The following is a 16,840-nucleotide window of genomic DNA, read 5'->3' on the forward strand; positions in this document are numbered from 1 at the left end:
TGGGCTGGCCATTTAGCAACGGGAAAAGCTCATCTTTCGACCCCCTCGTTCGGGACATCACGTTTACCCTGCAGCGAATGAATGATCGGACATCGCTGCGGGTCCTCACCGTACCGGCAACGTTCCACTAGGCTATCCAGAGTGGATTCCATCTGTCGCAAGCTGGCGATCTTGCGTCGCAAATCATCCAGTTTGCGCTCAGCCAGGGCTCGAGTCTCATCACAGTGGGCGCCGTCTTCCAGCTTAAGCAGCCCTCCGATTTCATCCAGACTGAATCCCAGCCATTGGGCCATTCGAATGAAGTGAAGGCGCGCCAATGCCTGCTCGTCGTAATGACGAATGCTGCCATAGGGTTTTTCAGGTTCAGCCACCAGTCCTCTGCGCTGGTAATAACGGATGGTTTCCACACCCATACCGGCGGCCTTGGCCAGTACACCGATAGTCATTGAGCATTGTTTTTTAGACATAGGGCTTGATTCCGTAGCTGACTACGGGAGTAACCTTAACGCCGTCATCCATGTCATGAAAGGAACCATTGTAATGTCAGAATCAAAAGCAGGTCGCGGTTCGCTGATTGCTGGGGGCATTGCAGCTGTCGTGGCCCCTTGGTGTTAATCACGTTGGGCATTTCCGGCGCCTGGATCGGCAACCTGGCCGCCCTGGAACCCTTTCGACCATGGTTCATCGGGGCTGCGCTGGTGGCAATGACTTTTGCCTGGCGTCAGATATACCGGCCTGCGGAGGCCAGCCAGGCATGACCTGCTCGGCCTGCCCAATCACCGTCAAAGTTGTTCTCAACCGGGTCGAGGGAGTGAATGCTGTCGATGTCCGTTATGAAGAACGTGATGCTACGGTCACCTTCGACGATGCGAAAACCTCCGTTGAGGCACTGACTCAAGCCACGACTAACGCAGGCTATCCGTCCACGCTGAAACAAAGCCAGGCGACACAGGAGTAACCATGCACAACCCCAAAACCCTGTTGCGGGTGAGTGTCATTGGCACCGTGCTGGTTGCGCTTTGCTGCTTTACGCCGATATTGGTGATTTTGCTTGGGACGGTAGGCCTGGCTGCGCTGACCGGTTATCTCGACTACGTGCTGTTGCCCGCGCTCGCCTTTTTTATTGGCCTGACCTGCTATGCCGTATGGCGCAAGAAGAAACACGATGCCTGCTGCGATAGCCCATCGACTAAGGAGCAACGTTTATGAGTGACAACAACTTCCACATTGCAGTGATTGGCAGCGGCGGTAGTGCCATGGCCGCCGCCCTGAAGGCGACTGAACGCGGTGCCCGAGTGACACTGATCGAGCGCGGCACCCTCGGCGGAACCTGCGTCAACATTGGCTGTGTGCCCTCCAAAATCATGATCCGGGCGGCCCACATCGCTCATTTGCGCCGCAAAAGTCCATTTGATGAAAGCATCACGGCGACCGAACCCATGATCGACCGGCCCCTGTTGCTGGCCCAACAGCAGGCCCGTGTTGATGAACTGCGCCGCGCCAAGTATGAAGGGATTCTGGCAGACAATCCTGATATCACTGTCGTGCAGGGTGAGGCTCGTTTTAAGGATGCCCGTACGCTGTTGGTCAATGGTACCGACGGCAAGGAACACAAGATCGGCTTTGACCGTGCGTTCATTGGTACCGGTGCGCGACCAACCATTCCCCCGATTCCGGGCTTGTCCGGTACGCTATACTGGACATCCACCACTGCGCTTGCCAGTGACACCATTCCGGACCGACTGATTGTCATCGGGGCCTCGGTGGTGGCGGTGGAACTGGCCCAGGCGTTTGCCCGGCTGGGCAGCGAGGTGACGATTCTGGCACGCAGCCGGCTATTATCTCGTGAAGACCCCGCTGTTGGAGAAGCCATTCAAACAGCGTTTCAGGCTGAGCGTATAAGCGTCCTGAATGACACGCAAGCGAGCCAGGTCAGCTATACCAATGATGAATTCATTGTCGACTCGAATGCCGGGGAGCTGCGGGCCGATCGACTTCTGGTCGCGGTAGGTCGCACCCCGAACACTGAAAGGCTGAACTTGGATGCGATCGACGTAGAGACCGATCACGGTGCCGTCATCGTGAACGAGCAACTCCAGACTCGGGTGCCGGGCATTTACGCCGCTGGAGACTGTACCAACCAGCCCCAGTTTGTTTATGTAGCAGCCGCCGGAGGCAGCCGGGCTGCGGTGAATATGACCGGTGGCGATGCACGGCTGGATCTCAGCGCCATGCCGGCGGTGGTCTTTACCAATCCCCAGGTGGCTACTGTCGGCCTGACAGCAGCCGAGGCCATCAGGCGGGGCTTCAAAGTGGACACCCGTTCGCTCAATCTGGAAAACGTGCCGCGGGCGCTGGTGAATTTCGAGACTGGCGGTTTTATCAAGATGGTGGCCGAGCGTAGCTCAGGACGGTTGCTTGGGGTCCAGGCGGTCACCGGCGAGGCGGGTGAACTGATCCAGACGGCGGTGATGGCATTGCGTGCGCGCATGACAGTGCAAGAGGTGGGCGCCGAGCTGTTTCCCTATCTCACCATGGTGGAGGGGCTGAAGCTCTGTGCCCAAACCTTTACCAAGGACGTCAGCAAGTTGTCTTGTTGTGCCGCCTGACAAAGGTGAATGCACCTCAAGTTCAGGTAGAACATTACGCCACAGGTAGGGCCAGGTAGGCTGCCAAGTCAGTAGGTTATGAAACGAGGTGCCTGCTCTCTACACATTTCGAAGCTCACCGTTATCAACCACGGCCGGTCATTGCGGCCCCTGCCACATTCTCCGGCATCGAGCTTTCACGAATAGGGTTCTGAGCCGCAGAAAAGCTCAGTTCTTGGTGTGACAGTTGCAAATCACATGTGTCTCTATCTTCGAAACGCCAACAATCCCTTCAGCTATCAGACCAACCCGGACGTTAATGCCCTGACCCTGGTTGCCGACATGGTTGAAATCGTGGGCCTCAATAGCAAGCCTGTCGCTTTGGAAACCGGCTCTGTGGTTGAGCGGCTGGTCTGGGAATCCCAAGATGAAATAGCCCGCAGCGGCGGCTTCAAGAACCTGGTTTCCGGAACCGACACGGCGGCGTATCTGCCTTTCATGGCGCTGCCACGACTGTCCGACTGGGTGGTGTCCAGGTATTGTCTGACCGCCCTCTTCAGCAACCACATCTCGAACGCTGGGTGGCGGAAGACACCCTCAGTGAAGGTCAGGTGTATCTATACGACACTCGCCTCGATCACCTGAGCGGTCTGAACGAAACCGCCTCGCTGATCTGGCTGATGGCCACCGAAGGTGCAGGGCCGGACGACATTGCTGCAACCCTTTACAAATCGGCCAGCCGGCAGCAACGGCAACGCTTACCTAAACACTTTCAAGAATTACCTAAACACTTTCAAGAATCAGTACCCTCACTTTGTTGCCATGGGCAAGCGAGACTTCGGTATGGACATGGTGCACCTAGATGAAATGGTCCAGATATGCATGATGGCCGCCGAGCCTCTTTAGTGGGATTCCAAGGAGTTGGCAGCATTGACCGAATACACTCCCCAGGAGCAGCAGAAGTGTATCGATAAGCAGTAGCGTTGTTTGCATTGACAAGTCCATTGTCGATCTTGGGTGGGGCCACGCGCCCCGTTTTTTGTGCGCCCGGCACGGGCGCACTCCTGGAGGTGCAAGTCCTCCCGTAAGCTGGCCACAGCAAACGAAGTGAAGCGCAACTGCGGAAGGGTGACCGACCGTGGGGAGGAAGCGTGGAGCGTAAACCGCGAGCCGATGAACAAGAATCGGATATGAGGCGCTGCTAAGCAGGGCGAGCGGGCAAGAAGCCGCGAAGCTCTTGTGGTCAAGGCAAGGTGGTGTAAATCCGGCGGTTGTGCGGTGAAGGAGTGTGTTCTTACCCGGGGAGATCTCGCCTCATGCCTGAAAGGGCGACGTGGAAACACGGAGCGAGAAGTCAGCAGCGGCCATAGTAGCTCCACCACGGAGCGAAGGGCCGAACGAGAAGGAGCGTCAAACGACTTGACGATGAGGTCTGCCAGGCATCAGATGCCCGCATCCGCGGGGCGGGTCACGCACCGGGAAGGTGAAGCCTTGCCGTGCGTGTCCAGCGATGAAACAGAACTCCCGCGTCGAGATCCGAAGGGCGCAGGGCGAAGCCTGCTAGAGCAGGCGTTCGCGAGAGAGAAGATTGATCCTAGCTTCAGCGAACACAGTCACGGCTTTCGCCCGGGCCGCCGTGCCCACGATGCCGTTCTGTCCGCCCAGCGATACGTCCAGCAAGGCCGCCACATTGTGGTTGATGTGGATTTGTCCAAGTTCTTTGACCGCGTCAATCACGACATTCTGATCGACCGCCTGAGGAAACGCGTGAACGACCCCGGCCTGATCCGGCTGGTGTTTACGTGCGCAGCCAGAAGGCGGGAGAGCGGGTGATGCGGCTGCTGAGGCGCTGCTACGACAAACTGCATTTGAAGATTAACGAATCCAAGAGTGCAGTGACGAGCGTGTTTGGGCGCAAGTTCCTTGGCTATGCTTTATGGCAGGGTCCGAACGGCGAAGTCCGCCGTGCGGTCTCAGCGAAGGCATTGCAAGCGTTCAAGCTGCGGATCCGGCAACTGACTCGACGTTCGGGAGGGCGCAGCATGGAACAAGTGGTGGAGAAGCTTCGACGCTATCTGCTGGGCTGGAAAGGTTACTTCAAGCTGTCGCAAACTCCACGCATCTGGCGCTCGCTGGATGGATGGATGGATACGTCGGCGCTTGAGGGCTATGCAGCTTAAGCAGTGGCGACGAGGTAAGACGATCTATCGGGAGCTGATGCGCCTGGGCGCAAATCCCTGGGTGGCACAATCGGTAGCGGCTCTGAGCCGGCGCTGGTGGCACAATAGCTTGTCTGCTATCCACAACGTGTTGACGGTTGCCTATTTCGATCGGCTGGGTGTGCCAAGACTCTCATGACCTCAACTTCTCGAACCGCCCGGTGCGGACCCGCATGCCGGGTGGTGTGGGAGGGGCGGAGCCTCATGGCTCCCCCCTATCCCGATTTGGATGGCAAAGAATTACAGATGCAGGTTCTGATTGCTTTCAGCCTCGGGGTTAACCGTCCTCCCAGGCGATGGCCCGGTAATCGAATTCGCCTTCAATGGTGGGTTTTACAATTCGGAAATAGGGTGAGGCATCAAAGTCTCTTGGGGTGAACAAAGAGTGGTGCTTAACCCGAAAACGCTCGCGCACGCAGTCGGCACAGTCAGGATCGTTGGCGGGAAGTGTTTCTACGACCGGCAGAATCGGATAGCGCAGCTGCTGAAAACCTTCGGCAATGAACGTTGAACAGATCGCCCGGGTGGGATCGCCGCTTCCGAAGGCGAGCAGTTTGTGCCTGTAGCGGGTTGGCACCGGAGGCGTTGACCACAGGTAACGGGCCAGATCAAACACGTTTTTCATATCGTACTGATGGCCGAGCCTGCTGCACGCGTATTCAGTAAGCGTTCTGATGTCCGTGTCGCTTAACCCGACCGGGCGACAGATGCGGGTGTGGGCGTGTCGGTAATAGCAAAGTGGGAGCGGGCGAATACCGTTCTCAAGGTCCGCCTCAACCAGCGCGTGAGCTTCACCATCACCCGATGTTCCAAGTCCGGCATTCGGTCCAAGGTAAAGCGCAGCGTGAGACCAGGTGGACTGAGTCAGGTACTTGATGGCAACGCTGATCCGCGTGTTACCCTCTACCAGCAGAACGTCTCCGGGTTGAAGAGTATTCACCATTGCTTCCCAGGTTGACGTTCTGATGGAGTGCCGGGAAACTTCCTTCGAAAGGTAAGCGGCCAGGCGCCTCGAAAGCCAATTCAATAACATGCCGTACCCCGGTTGTTTGTCTTTGTTGATGTAGTGATAGCACAGACAAACAGCCGCGAATACGGTTGCAGTACCCGCTGATCGTGCCTAGGCGGTAGCTAGAACGGGTTTCCGCGACAGTGTCAGCGTGTCGTATTCACGCAACAGGAACAGCGCAGCGCAGGCGGCCAGCATTGGCCAGGCAGCAAAGAACAAAAGGTTATCGAAGGGCTGGAGGTATTTGCTGAATGCCGAGAGGGTAGATGCCCCATGAAAGATCAGGATCGCGCCATAGGTCCAGGTTTTAAACAGTCCCAGTACGAATGCAAAAATCAGCACAAGCTGGGCGGCGCCTATCGCATAGAAGGCGCTTTCGCCGAGGCCTCCCAGCCCATAGAACGCGGTAAAGACTTGAGCCGTGTGTTCGGGCTGGACGAACTTGTCCAGGGTCCAGACCAGGAAAACGATGAATACACCGAGTCTGAGTAGCAAAAGTGCGAGAGGTAACTGTTTAGGCATTTCTCTTTCCTTTGGTTTTTGAATGATCGTTCCAAAGACAAAGGATTGTAAGGTAAGTTCCAGAAAAGGCGAAGATTTGTAACAAATTGGAAGACCCGGTGTTTAGGTCGGTCGTATCACTCACTATTCACTGAGGCTTGAATGATTGCTAACTGTTTGCTTTTCAGAGGGGACCTCAAAGAGGCGCTAAGAATGGCAGCCAGCCATGGCACGCCCAGACGTGCCATGGCTGGCTGCGGCGGCAAGCAAAGAGCGTCTGCGTTTACTCGATGACTTCGCTGATCTGAATCGTCGGCTGTACATTGGTGAAATTCGGGATATCCCCCAGGATCTCTTTGGCGTGGGGCCCGAACGCCGCCTCGAAATCACTGACGGAGTCAAAATACAGGTGGCCCATGGCGATGTAGGTGGGCGCCTCTCCCGGCGTGCCTCCTGCAAGGCCTGATTCGATAGCTGTTCGCTTGCACGCGCCCGCGAGTTTTTCACGAACCAGCGCCATATGGGTGTCACGGTAATAGGCAATGTCGAACGTGCTATCTGCAGCCTTGGGGTAAAGTACGCTGACTTTTATCATTATTGGGTCTCGCTTTTTGAAGTTCGGATATAAGGCTTCTAGTGAACCGCATCTGCAGCACATGGCCAATGGCACTTTAGAACGAATTTTGAACAATCACTCATTATTCCCATCACGGGGTTTTCGTGTCTTGAGCGCTTCCGCTACCCGTTTATCAATCCGACGTATGAATTCCTCGTCCGGCTTGCTGGAGGAGTGCGCCTTCATAAGATCGGTGCTGGCACGAAGGTTACCGATAAACGAGCGGCAGTGCTTGCACATCATCAGATGCATTTTCACAGACAGATTCCGCCGGCCGGTCAGCTCACCATCGATGTAATCACTGGCGATTCCGGCCAGGTCCCTGCACATTAACATTCGCCCGTCTCCTGGAAGGTTTCCACCATGAGAAAAATCTTCTGCCTGGCACGGTGTAAAAGGACACGAAGGTTAGAGGCACTGACATCCAGAATGTTACAGACATCCTCGGATTTGTGTTGGTGGGCTTCGTACAGCATCAGGGCTGAGCGCTGGGTTTCTGGTAGTGCGGACAGGTGTTTGTCCAGGCAATCGCTGAGCGCGTCATTTTCCATCAAGATATCTGCGGATTCGTGAAACTTAAGTGATGGCGGTAGGTTCCAATGGCCTTTTGCATTGAAGCGGTTGGCAAGCTCCGGTTCCAGGCTCTCGGAAAAATCAATGGCTACTTCCCGCTTGCTGGATCGGAGCTTGTTCTTGCAGCGGTTGGCGACAATTCGGTGCAACCAGGTTTTCAGGCCGGAGCGGCCTTCAAATTTGTGAATGGCATCGATCACCGTCACCCAGCAATCCTGAACAATCTCTTCAGCACTGGAATAATCCAGGTAAAACCGGGCGACGGCCAACATACCTGGGGAATATTCCCGAACGGCTTTTTTGTAGGCAGATGAATCGCCTCTTTTCAGGTCTTCGATCAGCGAGCATTGGGGGTCCGGATGCACTGCGGTGTTCATGGGATTCCGTTCCTTATCAGGCTGGGTTTGGTCGTTATGTTTGTATAGTATTTCGGATTAAGGGAAAGTTTCAGTATTCTGGAACGAATGTTCAAAAATCTTAGTTCAATCGCTTTGTAACATCCAGTCGGTGATCGTGTCTTATCGTGAACAGCGTATTGGTTTATACATCTTAAAAGGCATGGATATGACGCGTAGCAAGCTTTTACTCATTTTGGTTATCGCCGTGATTGTTGGTTTTTTTCTCGGCTTCGACGGGCACAAGCTGCTGACGCTGGAGAACCTGCAGGCGAATCAGGGAGCCCTGGCGCAATGGATTGACCAGAACCTTTTGATCGCTGTTGCTGGTTATGCCGCAATTTATGTGGTGGTCACAGCGTTGTCCCTGCCGGGAGCAACCATCATGACGCTGGCCGGCGGTGCCTTTTTCGGTAACCTGTATGGCTTGGCGGCGGTTTCTATTGCCTCAACGCTGGGGGCTTCCCTGGCGTTTCTGGTGGCAAGATTCCTCATGCGTGACACCCTGCGGGAGCGCTATCGGGAAACCATCGCCAAAATGGACCGTGGCATTAAAAAGGACGGTGCGTTCTACCTGGCAACCCTGCGCCTTGTGCCGGTTTTCCCGTTCTTCCTGATCAACTTGGCGATGGGCCTCACCGGGATGAGGCTGCGAACTTACGCACTGGTCAGCTGGGTTGCCATGTTGCCCGGCACGTTTGTTTTTGTGAATGCCGGTACCCAGTTGGGTCAGATTCAGTCCACTGGCGATATCGTTTCTGCGGATTTGCTGCTGTCGTTTGCCTTGCTTGGGCTTTTCCCGTTGATTGCAAAGTTTGTGGTTGGCTTTCTCCGTCGTCGCAAGGTCTATGCCGGCTGGAAGAAGCCGGAGCGCTTTGATTACAACCTGCTGGTGATTGGTGGTGGTTCGGCGGGTCTTGTATCGGCCTATATTGCGGCCGCCGTCAAAGCCAAAGTGGGGTTGATCGAAAAACACAAACTGGGCGGCGATTGCCTGAATACCGGATGTGTTCCTTCGAAGGCACTCATTCGAAGCGCGAAGGCGGCGGATACATTGCGCCATGCCAATCGCTACGGGCTCGAGTCGGTGCCGGTGAAAAGCTCATTCCTGAACATCATGAACCGTGTCAAAGACGTGATTGCCAAAATAGAGCCGCACGATTCCCCTGAGCGCTACCGGGAGCTGGGCGTGGACTGCATCGCTGGCGAGGCCAGCTTCGTCTCTCCCTGGGAATTGGAGGTGCGGCACAACGATGGCCACACAGAGCGGCTGACGGCGCGGAGCATTATTGTCGCCACCGGCGGTAAGCCGGCCATGCCGCCGATTCCGGGGCTTGAAGATATGAAGCCTTTGAACTCTGAAAACCTTTGGGAATTGCAGGAACAGCCGGGGCGTTTGCTGGTGTTGGGTGGCGGCCCCATCGGTTCCGAGCTGGCCCTTGCCTTTGCCCGCTTGGGCAGCCAGGTGATTCAAGTAGAAATGGGAGACCGGCTGCTGGCAAAAGAAGACAGCGATGTGTCTGAATTGGTGAAAATACAATTCGAAAATGACGGCGTCGACCTTCGTCTGGAACATGCGGCCAAAGAGTTCGCCATCGAAGAAGGCGAAAAGGTGGTTTACTGCGAGCACAAAGGGGAGCGGGTTCGTATTGCCTTCGATCAGGTGCTGGTCGCGGTGGGCCGTGCCGCAAATACCAAAGGCCTGGGGCTTGACAAAATCGGCATTGAACCCTTGCCTAACGGAACTGTTCCGGTGGAAGAGGATATGAGTCTGCGCTATCCGAATGTGTTTGCCTGTGGCGATGTTGCCGGGCCCTATCAGTTTACCCATGCTGCGGCGCACCAGGCATGGTATGCCGCGGTGAATGCCCTGTTTGGTCAGTTTAAACGCTTCAAGGTCGATTACCGGGTTATGCCGTGGGTCACTTTTACCTCGCCGGAAGTGGCCCGCGTGGGGCTGAGTGAAGCCGAAGCCAGGGAGAAAGGCATTGCCTTTGAAGTTACCCGATACGGTCTGGACGATCTGGACCGGGCCATTACTGATAGCGAAGACTCTGGTTTCATCAAGGTGCTGACGCCGCCGGGCAAAGACAAAATCCTCGGCGTGGTGGTGGTGAGTTCCCACGCCGGCGAAATTCTGGCGGAGTTCACTCTGGCGATGAAGCACGGCCTGGGGTTAAATAAAATTCTTGGCACAATTCATCCGTACCCGACCTGGAATGAAGCCGCTAAAGCCACTGCGGGCAAATGGAAACAGGCCAATGCGCCCCAACGTTTGCTGGCCATAGTGGAAAAAATCCACCGCTGGCGTCGCGGTTAGGACACGTTCGGCGTCAGCGCCGGTCTGATTGCTGCTGTTTGACGGCTATCGCAATGCTGTCTGAATACTGAGTATAACGAGTGTCGATTTTTTAATTATGGAGCCTTTATGCCCCCCACCCTAGCCAGCACGCCGGTTAAGGCGACCCGCACGCGCATCCCGTTGGTGGAAGTTTTAGAGCCCCGTGTGGCTGACAGCTGGACTCATACTCGCAATGGCGATCCTCGCGGATATATTGATGCGCACGCGCTAAAAGAGCTGTGGATTCACACCGGCACCGCCTGCAACCTGGCTTGCCCGTTCTGTCTGGAAGGCAGTCATCCTGGTGATGGCCGCATTCCCGGGATGAAGCTGAGCGATGTGAAGCCGTTTATCCACGAAGCTATGGACATGGGTGTGGAGCAGTTTTCGTTCACCGGCGGGGAGCCGTTTGTGATTCGAGATTTTGTGAATATCCTGGATTACGCCAGCCAGCACCGGCCATGTTTTGTACTGACCAACGCCACCGAGCCGCTGTTGAAACGCCGCCATCAGGTGCTGCCGCTGCTAAACAATCCTTACCCCATTCATTTCCGCGTTAGCCTGGATTTTCCTGACCGCGCCCGCCACGACAAAGACCGCGGTGAAGGCAGTTTTGATCAGGCCTTAGAGGGCGTGCACTGGCTGATTGAACAGGGTTTTAAGGTGTCTATTGCCCGCCAGACCGACGTTGACGAAGTGCCGGCCAAGGTAGAGGCCGCGTTCCGCGAGATTTTCTGCGAATGGGGCATTCCCGAGAATCTGGCGTTTACCGCGTTTCCAGACTTGGGTACGCCGGGTTCGGAAGACGGTAGTCCGGAGATTACTGAAAACTGCATGGAGAAATACCCCACCGTTGATAGCCGCGCGCACTTCATGTGTACGTACACGCGGATGTTGGTGAAGAAGGGTGATGATGTGCGGGTGTATGCCTGTACGTTGGTGGATGATGATCCGCAGTACGATTTGGGTGGCTCGCTGACCCAGAGCATGGATGAGCGCGTTATGTTGCGCCATCACCGGTGCTTTTCTTGTTATCGCTATGGGGCTAGTTGTTCGGCGCCTGCTTAGGTTTGGTTTTGGGTGTTTGGGCTTGTTCATTCTGGCGTTGGAGTTAACGGCCTGGGCGCCGGGGCTTTCTTTCCTGGGAAAAGAACTCGCTGCGCTCAGACACCTTTTCCGGGCGGAAAGAAAGCCCCACCACCCAGCCCTGACGGACTTAGTTTCGGTATTTTGGAAAGCTTGAAGTTCGCCATCAGTGCCCTTCGTTGAGTAATTCGGCCAAGCGTTGGCGCTCGTCTTTATTGGGTAGGACACCGGTTATTTCTGCTTCCAGAACAGTGATTCCGTCACTATTGATGACGCTGACTTCTGCTTTCGCGCGTTCTCGCTCGTCGATTTTGCTGATGACCCAGTCGCAGGTCAATGTTTCACCGGCATAGACCGGTCGCTTGAACTTGAATGACATGCTTGATGCTAGCCAGCCTATTTGGCCGCCGATTTCGGTGATCAGGCTTGCTGTCAGAAGGCCGTGAGCAATAGGTTCACGCATACCTTTCAGCTTGGCAAAATGGCTGTCGCAATGGACCGGATTGTAGTCTCGGGAAATCGCCGCGAAGGATGCGATGTCTTCGGAGCTAAAACAGCGGGTTATGATAAAGCGATCGCCGACACTTAGCCCTTCGGCAGCGCGCTGGCGGATGTTTGTGATGAGTACCTGGGGCTTGTCTGGCATGACTTGTTTTCCTTATGAGGCTGAACCCGCTGGGCCGTATGGTATCAACCCCACCTAAAAATCAGAACTGCAAGGAATAAACAAACAATGAACATCACCGAAGCCACGCTATTTTGGGGTTTTCTTTTGGCTTACGGCGTGATTATGTACGTTTTGTCGCCGAAAAGCCGGAATCCAGAATCGTTTTATAAGGGTACCGACGACCATGGGAATCCGGTGGGGCAGTGGTCGCTGACGGCGAGTATTTTTATTAGCTGGATTTTCGCGAAGTCGGTGACCAACGCGGCCAATCTGGGGGCGGCCTACGGTGTTGTGGGTGGCCTGGCTTACGCCAGTTATTGGCTGTCGATTCCGGTGGCGGGCTATGTGATCTACCGTATTCGCTGCCAGACCGGTGCCCGTAGCTTGCAGGAGTTTTTGACCTCGCGCTTTGGCCGACTGGCATCGCTGGCGTTTGCGGCGGCGATTCTGATTCGGTTGTACAACGAAATCTGGAGCAACACGGCCGTGGTGGGCGGTTATTTCGGTTCGCCCGGACAGTGGCAGTATTACACCGCTGCCATGGTGTTTACCGGGTTTACCCTGGCTTACAGTTTGAAGGGCGGGCTGCGGTCATCGATTTTTACCGACGTTATTCAGACCTTTGTGTTTGTGTTTTTTCTCGGCGCGGTTCTGTTTATGATCTTGCCCGCAAACGATGCGGGAGTGATGCTGCGCGAAGGTGATTTCCGCTTGGACGCGGGGTTGGATTTGCTGCTAGTGGCGCTACTTCAGCTGTTCAGCTACCCGTTTCACGATCCGGTGCTGACAGACCGAGCCTTTGTAAATCGTGAAAAAACGATGCTCAAAAGCTTTGTGGTGGCTGGTTTTTTGGGCTTTTTGGCGGTGTTTATCTTTAGCTTGGTGGGGGTTCATGCGCGTCTGAATGGTATCGACGCCATGGGTAACGCACCGGCTGCAGTCGGCCGTTCGCTGGGTTTGGCAGCGCTGTTCTTTATGAGTGTGGTAATGATGACTTCAGCCGGCTCAACCCTGGATTCCACCTTTACCTCCCTGGCCAAGTCGCTGGCGGTAGACCTGCCGCGGTTGGCGCGCCGTGCAGCAAATCGGCTGCCCAGTATGCGGGTGGGAGCGGTGGTGATGGTGGTGTTTGCGCTCTTGGGGAATCTGCCGATGTTTGCTGGCACGGATATTCTGGCGGCAACCACCATTTCTGGCACGATGGTGATGGGGCTGGCGCCGGTGTTCCTGTTCTACGGCTTTACCCGTTGGTCGCCGTGGAGTTTTCACCTGAGTTTCTGGACCGGCCTTGCGCTAGGTTTGGCCTTGGCCGTAGGTGCTATTCCGGCAAGTTGGGGCATTGGCGACGGTAAGTACGGGTTGTTGTTGGGCGTTAATGCCTGGGGCTTTGTACTTTGTACGTCGGGCTTCTTTGCGCCCTTGCTGGTCGCCCGATGGCGTCGCCAGCCCTTAGCGGTTTCGTCTTCCTGATTGATCAGTTCCGCTTTGTGTTAGGCCACTGGCAAAATCCGTTAGTGATGGGTCTTTCGGGGCCTAAGAATTTGTTTTCATAACCCTTCCGCGATTTTTCCTGGAGCTTTTTGCTTTGGCACAGATTTAAACCCCTGAGTTTGTCAATTCCGTACAAAAAGTAATCAAAAATCGCTATCGAATCTCGGTATTGACGGCTATTATTCTGATGAATTATGCGAGTTCCAGTAGTCAATTCGTCTGTCATTTTTAGAGTAAACTTGAAATTTAATTTGTGGTCTATATAATTTAACCCTAAATTTTCAAGGTAAACAGATTCGTTATGACATCAGAAGGATCGAATACCACCGTCATTAACCTGCGCAAACCTGTGAAGGGTGATGGCTTCAAGCTGAACCAGCTGGTAACGGAATGTCCACCGCTGGATCCGAACTCAATTTACTGCAATTTGTTGCAGTGCAGCGACTTTGCCGACACCGCAGTGGCTGCAGAGAAAGACGGCGATCTGGTCGGCTTTATTTCCGGTTATATCCCCCCCCGGAAGTCGGAAACCGTATTTGTATGGCAGGTTGCGGTTCACGAGAAAGGCCGGGGCCAAGGGCTCGCCAAGCGCATGCTGAAGGCGATTGTGGCACGTCAGGAACTTAGCCACATTAGCCATATGGAAACCACCATTACCACTGACAACGACGCTTCCTGGGCGCTGTTCCGCTCGTTCGCCCGCGACATGGGCGCCGAATTGACCTTTGAGGAGCACTTCACGAAAGACGTGCACTTTGGCGGTCAGCACGACTCCGAAATTTTGCTCCGCATTGGGCCCTTTACCAAGCCTGGCTGAGCCCGAATGCCCGAGTAAATGCGCCAGCCGACAAGCCACTAGGTGAGCTTGCCACATCGTGCCGTCTGAAATCTGACGTGCAAAGAGGTAAAATCATGGGATTATTCAAAACCGTTGAATCTGAAGTGTGTGTCTATAGCCATGCTTTCACGGGTTTGTAATCGCACCAAAGAACCGATAGCAAAGGCGAAATTATGACGACGCAATTACATACCGTTGAAAAAATCGGCGGCACCTCCATGACCAACTACGAGGCCGTACGCGACAACATCATTATTGGTAATCGCAGCAAAGACGAGCTGTATCAGCGCATCTTTGTGGTATCGGCCTACGCAGGTGTCACCAACGAGTTACTAGAGCATAAAAAAACGGGTGAGCCGGGCGTTTACGCTTTGTTCGCCGATGCAGAATCGGACTGGGCCTGGGGCGACGATCTCACCAAGCTGGTGCGCTTTCTTACTGACATCAACGGCGAGATGTTTGAAGACTCGATGTTAAAGCAGCAAGCCGACCAGTTCATCACTGATCGGGTGGAAGGCGTGCGAGGCTGCCTGATCGACCTGCAGCGCTTGTGTTCTTATGGTCAGTTTCAGCTTGAAGAACACTTGCTGACGGTGCGTGAGATGCTGGCCGGTATCGGCGAAGCCCACAGCGCGTTCAACACCACATTGAAACTACAGCAGGAAGGTATCAACGCCCGCTTTGTAGACTTAACCGGCTGGCGCGATGCAGAATTGTTGCCGCTGGATGAAAAGCTCAAACAGGCGTTCGATGCGGTAGACCTCAGCCGTGAACTGCCCATTGCTACCGGTTATGCGCAGTGCAAGGAAGGCCTGATGCGTACCTTTGATCGCGGCTACAGTGAAATGACCTTCAGCCGGGTAGCGGTGATCACCGAGGCCCGTGAAGCCGTTATTCACAAGGAATACCATTTGAGCTCGGCCGACCCCAACATTGTGGGTGCCGATAAGGTAGTACCTTTGGGTCGCACCAATTATGACGTAGCCGACCAGCTGGCCAACCTGGGTATGGAAGCCATTCATCCACGTGCCGGCAAAGGCCTGCGCCAAAATGATATTCCACTGCGGGTGATGAACACCTTTGAACCGGAGCATACCGGAACTCTGATTACCAAAGACTACGTTAGCGAAAAACCCCAGGTCGAAATTATTGCCGGTGCCAAGGGCATCTTCGCTATTGAAGTGTTTGATCAAGACATGCAGGGCGAGCCAGGTTCAGACCGTAAAATTCTGGACGTGCTGACCCGCTTTAGAGTGCGCTTTGTATCAAAAGACACCAACGCTAACACCATTACCCATTACGTGAGTACCACGCTGAAACACGTAAAGCGGGTGGTGAGCGCGCTGAAAGAGACCTTTCCCAATGCTGAGGTGAATACTCGCAAAGTGGCGCTGGTATCCGCCATTGGCAGCGACATGAAAGTGCCGGGCATATTGGCACGATCAGTAAAAGCGATGGCCGATGCAGACCTCAGTGTTCTGGCGTTGCACCAGTGCATGCGCCAAGTGGATATTCAATTCGTGATTGATGAAGACAACTATAAGGCTACGATTGTGGCACTGCATGCCGCGTTGATTGAACCCCATAATCACGAGTATGCGATTGCCTCGGCCGAACAGTGTGCGCTCGGTTAAAGTGCGCTTTGGGTTAAAATATGCCCTGAGTTAAAGTGTGGCCTGAGTTAAAGAATGCTCCGGATTGATAAGGAAGCTAGCGCAGAGCTTTTGCTGCGAAGCGAGCCACCTGGTTCTGAAATGTCAGCCGTGATGAACGGCAAAGAACCAGGTGGCTACAATCACCTGACACACAACCACTGTCAGCGTTAGCCCTAAACGCAGGCGTAGATACCACGCTGGCCAGTAAATTTTCATCCAGCATGCGTCCACCAGATACAACCCCAGAAAGGCCAGTGTGAACAGGACCGCTTTCCACGGCGAAGACGCTAATAAACCCACGCCTGCGGCGATAAAAAATATTTGGCTGAACAACATCGACACCAGCGGCGACATTGGGTAACAGCGGTCTTCACGCTGCAGCGCGATTGTCCAGTAAACGCCCGCCATAAAGGCCAGTATTCCGGCGCTATACATGTAAAACCAGCTGCTGACCACAAGGCTGTGCTGGGGCATAAAAAACAGCGCCAAAACCGCGCTGATAAAGGGAATCAGGCCGGCCAAGCCAACAAAAATGGCCAATCGAGCCACTGCAATCACAGCTTTTGCCTCTGTACCCGAACTCTCAGCGGTTCAGCGCTGCTAGGTTCCATTCCCACCATTTCATTGTATGCCGATGCATGAACAACTTGAGTTTCGAGTATGTGGAAACTGCTCAACATGTCTTGGGCGTGCCAGGCGCTGCGAAACTGCGCGGTGGCGCCGTGCTCATCAGACAGAATCTTCGGTTGGCCATCGACTGTAAGACGTGCCATGTAACTCTGGCCTTCCAGAGACAGTATTTCCATCAGTTCGATGCTCGCGTTTTTGCGGCTTTTCAGTTGTTCCAAGGTAATACGCACA

18 protein-coding genes and 2 pseudogenes are annotated in these 16,840 nt (G+C 54.7%); 11 read left to right on the forward strand and 9 right to left on the reverse strand.

Going from position 1 to position 16,840, the window contains the following annotated elements:
• Positions 1–29: 29 nt before the first annotated feature.
• Complete coding sequence (gene merR, locus MIH19_RS00785) at positions 30–467, reverse strand: Hg(II)-responsive transcriptional regulator (protein WP_249007099.1); 438 nt, start codon at positions 465–467, stop codon at positions 30–32.
• Positions 468–540: 73 nt separating this feature from the next.
• On the opposite strand from merR, the pseudogene MIH19_RS00790 reads away from it, so the two are divergent.
• The 6 genes and pseudogenes from MIH19_RS00790 to MIH19_RS00815 all read left to right on the forward strand — a co-directional run.
• Positions 541–752, forward strand: a pseudogene (locus tag MIH19_RS00790) (mercuric transporter MerT family protein); the annotation flags it as partial.
• A complete protein-coding gene (merP, locus tag MIH19_RS00795) occupies positions 677–958 on the forward strand; it encodes a mercury resistance system periplasmic binding protein MerP (RefSeq protein ID WP_249007100.1) in 282 nt (93 codons plus the stop codon). The pseudogene MIH19_RS00790 and the gene merP, both read left to right, overlap by 76 nt.
• A 2-nt stretch (positions 959–960) precedes the next feature.
• Positions 961–1,209, forward strand: coding sequence for a mercury resistance system transport protein MerF (gene merF / locus MIH19_RS00800; protein WP_249007101.1), 249 nt, complete (start codon positions 961–963; stop codon positions 1,207–1,209).
• On the forward strand, positions 1,206–2,609 hold the full coding sequence (merA, locus tag MIH19_RS00805) for a mercury(II) reductase (RefSeq protein WP_249007102.1): 1,404 nt from the start codon (positions 1,206–1,208) through the stop codon (positions 2,607–2,609). Before merF ends, merA begins: the two co-directional genes overlap by 4 nt.
• 237 nt (positions 2,610–2,846) lie before the next feature.
• Positions 2,847–3,233 (forward strand): hypothetical protein, encoded by a 387-nt coding sequence (locus MIH19_RS00810; protein WP_249007103.1) that lies wholly within the window; start codon positions 2,847–2,849, stop codon positions 3,231–3,233.
• A gap of 774 nt (positions 3,234–4,007) precedes the next feature.
• Positions 4,008–4,946: pseudogene (locus MIH19_RS00815) on the forward strand (group II intron maturase-specific domain-containing protein).
• A 138-nt stretch (positions 4,947–5,084) separates the two neighbouring features.
• On the opposite strand, the gene MIH19_RS00820 reads toward MIH19_RS00815, so the two are convergent.
• From MIH19_RS00820 to MIH19_RS00840, 5 genes are all read right to left on the reverse strand, one after another.
• Positions 5,085–5,840, reverse strand: coding sequence for a YiiX/YebB-like N1pC/P60 family cysteine hydrolase (locus tag MIH19_RS00820; RefSeq protein WP_249007104.1), 756 nt, complete (start codon positions 5,838–5,840; stop codon positions 5,085–5,087).
• Between the two features lie 87 nt (positions 5,841–5,927).
• A complete protein-coding gene (locus MIH19_RS00825) occupies positions 5,928–6,338 on the reverse strand; it encodes a hypothetical protein (protein ID WP_249007105.1) in 411 nt (136 codons plus the stop codon).
• A 262-nt stretch (positions 6,339–6,600) separates the two neighbouring features.
• Positions 6,601–6,912 carry an EthD family reductase gene (locus MIH19_RS00830; RefSeq protein ID WP_249007106.1) on the reverse strand — a complete coding sequence of 104 codons (312 nt, stop codon included), beginning with the start codon at positions 6,910–6,912 and terminating at the stop codon, positions 6,601–6,603.
• Positions 6,913–7,008: 96 nt separating this feature from the next.
• Positions 7,009–7,269 carry a zf-HC2 domain-containing protein gene (locus MIH19_RS00835; protein WP_249007107.1) on the reverse strand — a complete coding sequence of 87 codons (261 nt, stop codon included), beginning with the start codon at positions 7,267–7,269 and terminating at the stop codon, positions 7,009–7,011.
• Positions 7,263–7,883, reverse strand: a complete 621-nt coding sequence (locus tag MIH19_RS00840) for an RNA polymerase sigma factor (protein ID WP_249007108.1) — start codon at positions 7,881–7,883, stop codon at positions 7,263–7,265. The genes MIH19_RS00835 and MIH19_RS00840 overlap by 7 nt, the downstream gene beginning before the upstream one ends.
• A gap of 187 nt (positions 7,884–8,070) precedes the next feature.
• On the opposite strand from MIH19_RS00840, the gene MIH19_RS00845 reads away from it, so the two are divergent.
• Both MIH19_RS00845 and MIH19_RS00850 read left to right on the forward strand, forming a co-directional pair.
• Positions 8,071–10,221: a bifunctional TVP38/TMEM64 family protein/FAD-dependent oxidoreductase gene (locus MIH19_RS00845; protein ID WP_249007109.1), complete on the forward strand. Its 2,151-nt coding sequence runs from the start codon at positions 8,071–8,073 to the stop codon at positions 10,219–10,221.
• Between the two features lie 108 nt (positions 10,222–10,329).
• A complete protein-coding gene (locus MIH19_RS00850) occupies positions 10,330–11,310 on the forward strand; it encodes a radical SAM protein (protein ID WP_249007110.1) in 981 nt (326 codons plus the stop codon).
• A 184-nt stretch (positions 11,311–11,494) separates the two neighbouring features.
• On the opposite strand, the gene MIH19_RS00855 is transcribed toward MIH19_RS00850, so the two are convergent.
• Complete coding sequence (locus tag MIH19_RS00855) at positions 11,495–11,974, reverse strand: MaoC family dehydratase (RefSeq protein WP_249007111.1); 480 nt, start codon at positions 11,972–11,974, stop codon at positions 11,495–11,497.
• 87 nt (positions 11,975–12,061) lie between these two features.
• On the opposite strand from MIH19_RS00855, the gene MIH19_RS00860 reads away from it, so the two are divergent.
• From MIH19_RS00860 to MIH19_RS00870, 3 genes are all read left to right on the forward strand, one after another.
• Positions 12,062–13,465, forward strand: a complete 1,404-nt coding sequence (locus MIH19_RS00860; RefSeq protein ID WP_249007112.1) for a sodium:solute symporter — start codon at positions 12,062–12,064, stop codon at positions 13,463–13,465.
• Between the two features lie 322 nt (positions 13,466–13,787).
• The gene (gene ectA, locus MIH19_RS00865) at positions 13,788–14,303 is read left to right on the forward strand and encodes a diaminobutyrate acetyltransferase (protein ID WP_249007113.1); all 516 of its coding nucleotides are present in this window, start codon (positions 13,788–13,790) and stop codon (positions 14,301–14,303) included.
• Between the two features lie 194 nt (positions 14,304–14,497).
• Complete coding sequence (locus MIH19_RS00870; protein ID WP_249007114.1) at positions 14,498–15,958, forward strand: aspartate kinase; 1,461 nt, start codon at positions 14,498–14,500, stop codon at positions 15,956–15,958.
• 123 nt (positions 15,959–16,081) lie between these two features.
• Here the strand turns inward: MIH19_RS00870 and MIH19_RS00875 are convergent, their stop codons facing one another.
• Together MIH19_RS00875 and MIH19_RS00880 are read right to left on the reverse strand one after the other, a co-directional pair.
• On the reverse strand, positions 16,082–16,537 hold the full coding sequence (locus tag MIH19_RS00875; protein ID WP_249007115.1) for a DUF3429 domain-containing protein: 456 nt from the start codon (positions 16,535–16,537) through the stop codon (positions 16,082–16,084).
• Positions 16,534–16,839: a DUF6482 family protein gene (locus tag MIH19_RS00880; RefSeq protein WP_249007116.1), complete on the reverse strand. Its 306-nt coding sequence runs from the start codon at positions 16,837–16,839 to the stop codon at positions 16,534–16,536. Before MIH19_RS00880 ends, MIH19_RS00875 begins: the two co-directional genes overlap by 4 nt.
• Between the last annotated feature and the right edge of the window lies 1 nt (position 16,840).

It is taken from the genome of Marinobacter sp. M1C (genome assembly GCF_023314135.1).
In the GTDB taxonomy this organism is placed as follows: domain Bacteria; phylum Pseudomonadota; class Gammaproteobacteria; order Pseudomonadales; family Oleiphilaceae; genus Marinobacter.

What these genes read in the sequence shown, in the direction of transcription:
- MIH19_RS00850 (WP_249007110.1), top strand. Translation starts at nt 10,330, where the DNA reads ATGCCCCCCACCCTAGCCAGCACGCCGGTTAAGGCGACCCGCACGCGC.
- MIH19_RS00825 (WP_249007105.1), bottom strand. Translation starts at nt 6,338, where the DNA reads ATGCCTAAACAGTTACCTCTCGCACTTTTGCTACTCAGACTCGGTGTA.
- MIH19_RS00860 (WP_249007112.1), top strand. Translation starts at nt 12,062, where the DNA reads ATGAACATCACCGAAGCCACGCTATTTTGGGGTTTTCTTTTGGCTTAC.
- MIH19_RS00820 (WP_249007104.1), bottom strand. Translation starts at nt 5,840, where the DNA reads ATGTTATTGAATTGGCTTTCGAGGCGCCTGGCCGCTTACCTTTCGAAG.
- merA (WP_249007102.1), top strand. Translation starts at nt 1,206, where the DNA reads ATGAGTGACAACAACTTCCACATTGCAGTGATTGGCAGCGGCGGTAGT.
- merF (WP_249007101.1), top strand. Translation starts at nt 961, where the DNA reads ATGCACAACCCCAAAACCCTGTTGCGGGTGAGTGTCATTGGCACCGTG.
- MIH19_RS00810 (WP_249007103.1), top strand. Translation starts at nt 2,847, where the DNA reads ATGTGTCTCTATCTTCGAAACGCCAACAATCCCTTCAGCTATCAGACC.
- MIH19_RS00855 (WP_249007111.1), bottom strand. Translation starts at nt 11,974, where the DNA reads ATGCCAGACAAGCCCCAGGTACTCATCACAAACATCCGCCAGCGCGCT.
- merR (WP_249007099.1), bottom strand. Translation starts at nt 467, where the DNA reads ATGTCTAAAAAACAATGCTCAATGACTATCGGTGTACTGGCCAAGGCC.
- MIH19_RS00845 (WP_249007109.1), top strand. Translation starts at nt 8,071, where the DNA reads ATGACGCGTAGCAAGCTTTTACTCATTTTGGTTATCGCCGTGATTGTT.
- ectA (WP_249007113.1), top strand. Translation starts at nt 13,788, where the DNA reads ATGACATCAGAAGGATCGAATACCACCGTCATTAACCTGCGCAAACCT.
- MIH19_RS00840 (WP_249007108.1), bottom strand. Translation starts at nt 7,883, where the DNA reads ATGAACACCGCAGTGCATCCGGACCCCCAATGCTCGCTGATCGAAGAC.
- MIH19_RS00830 (WP_249007106.1), bottom strand. Translation starts at nt 6,912, where the DNA reads ATGATAAAAGTCAGCGTACTTTACCCCAAGGCTGCAGATAGCACGTTC.
- merP (WP_249007100.1), top strand. Translation starts at nt 677, where the DNA reads ATGGTTCATCGGGGCTGCGCTGGTGGCAATGACTTTTGCCTGGCGTCA.
- MIH19_RS00870 (WP_249007114.1), top strand. Translation starts at nt 14,498, where the DNA reads ATGACGACGCAATTACATACCGTTGAAAAAATCGGCGGCACCTCCATG.
- MIH19_RS00835 (WP_249007107.1), bottom strand. Translation starts at nt 7,269, where the DNA reads ATGTTAATGTGCAGGGACCTGGCCGGAATCGCCAGTGATTACATCGAT.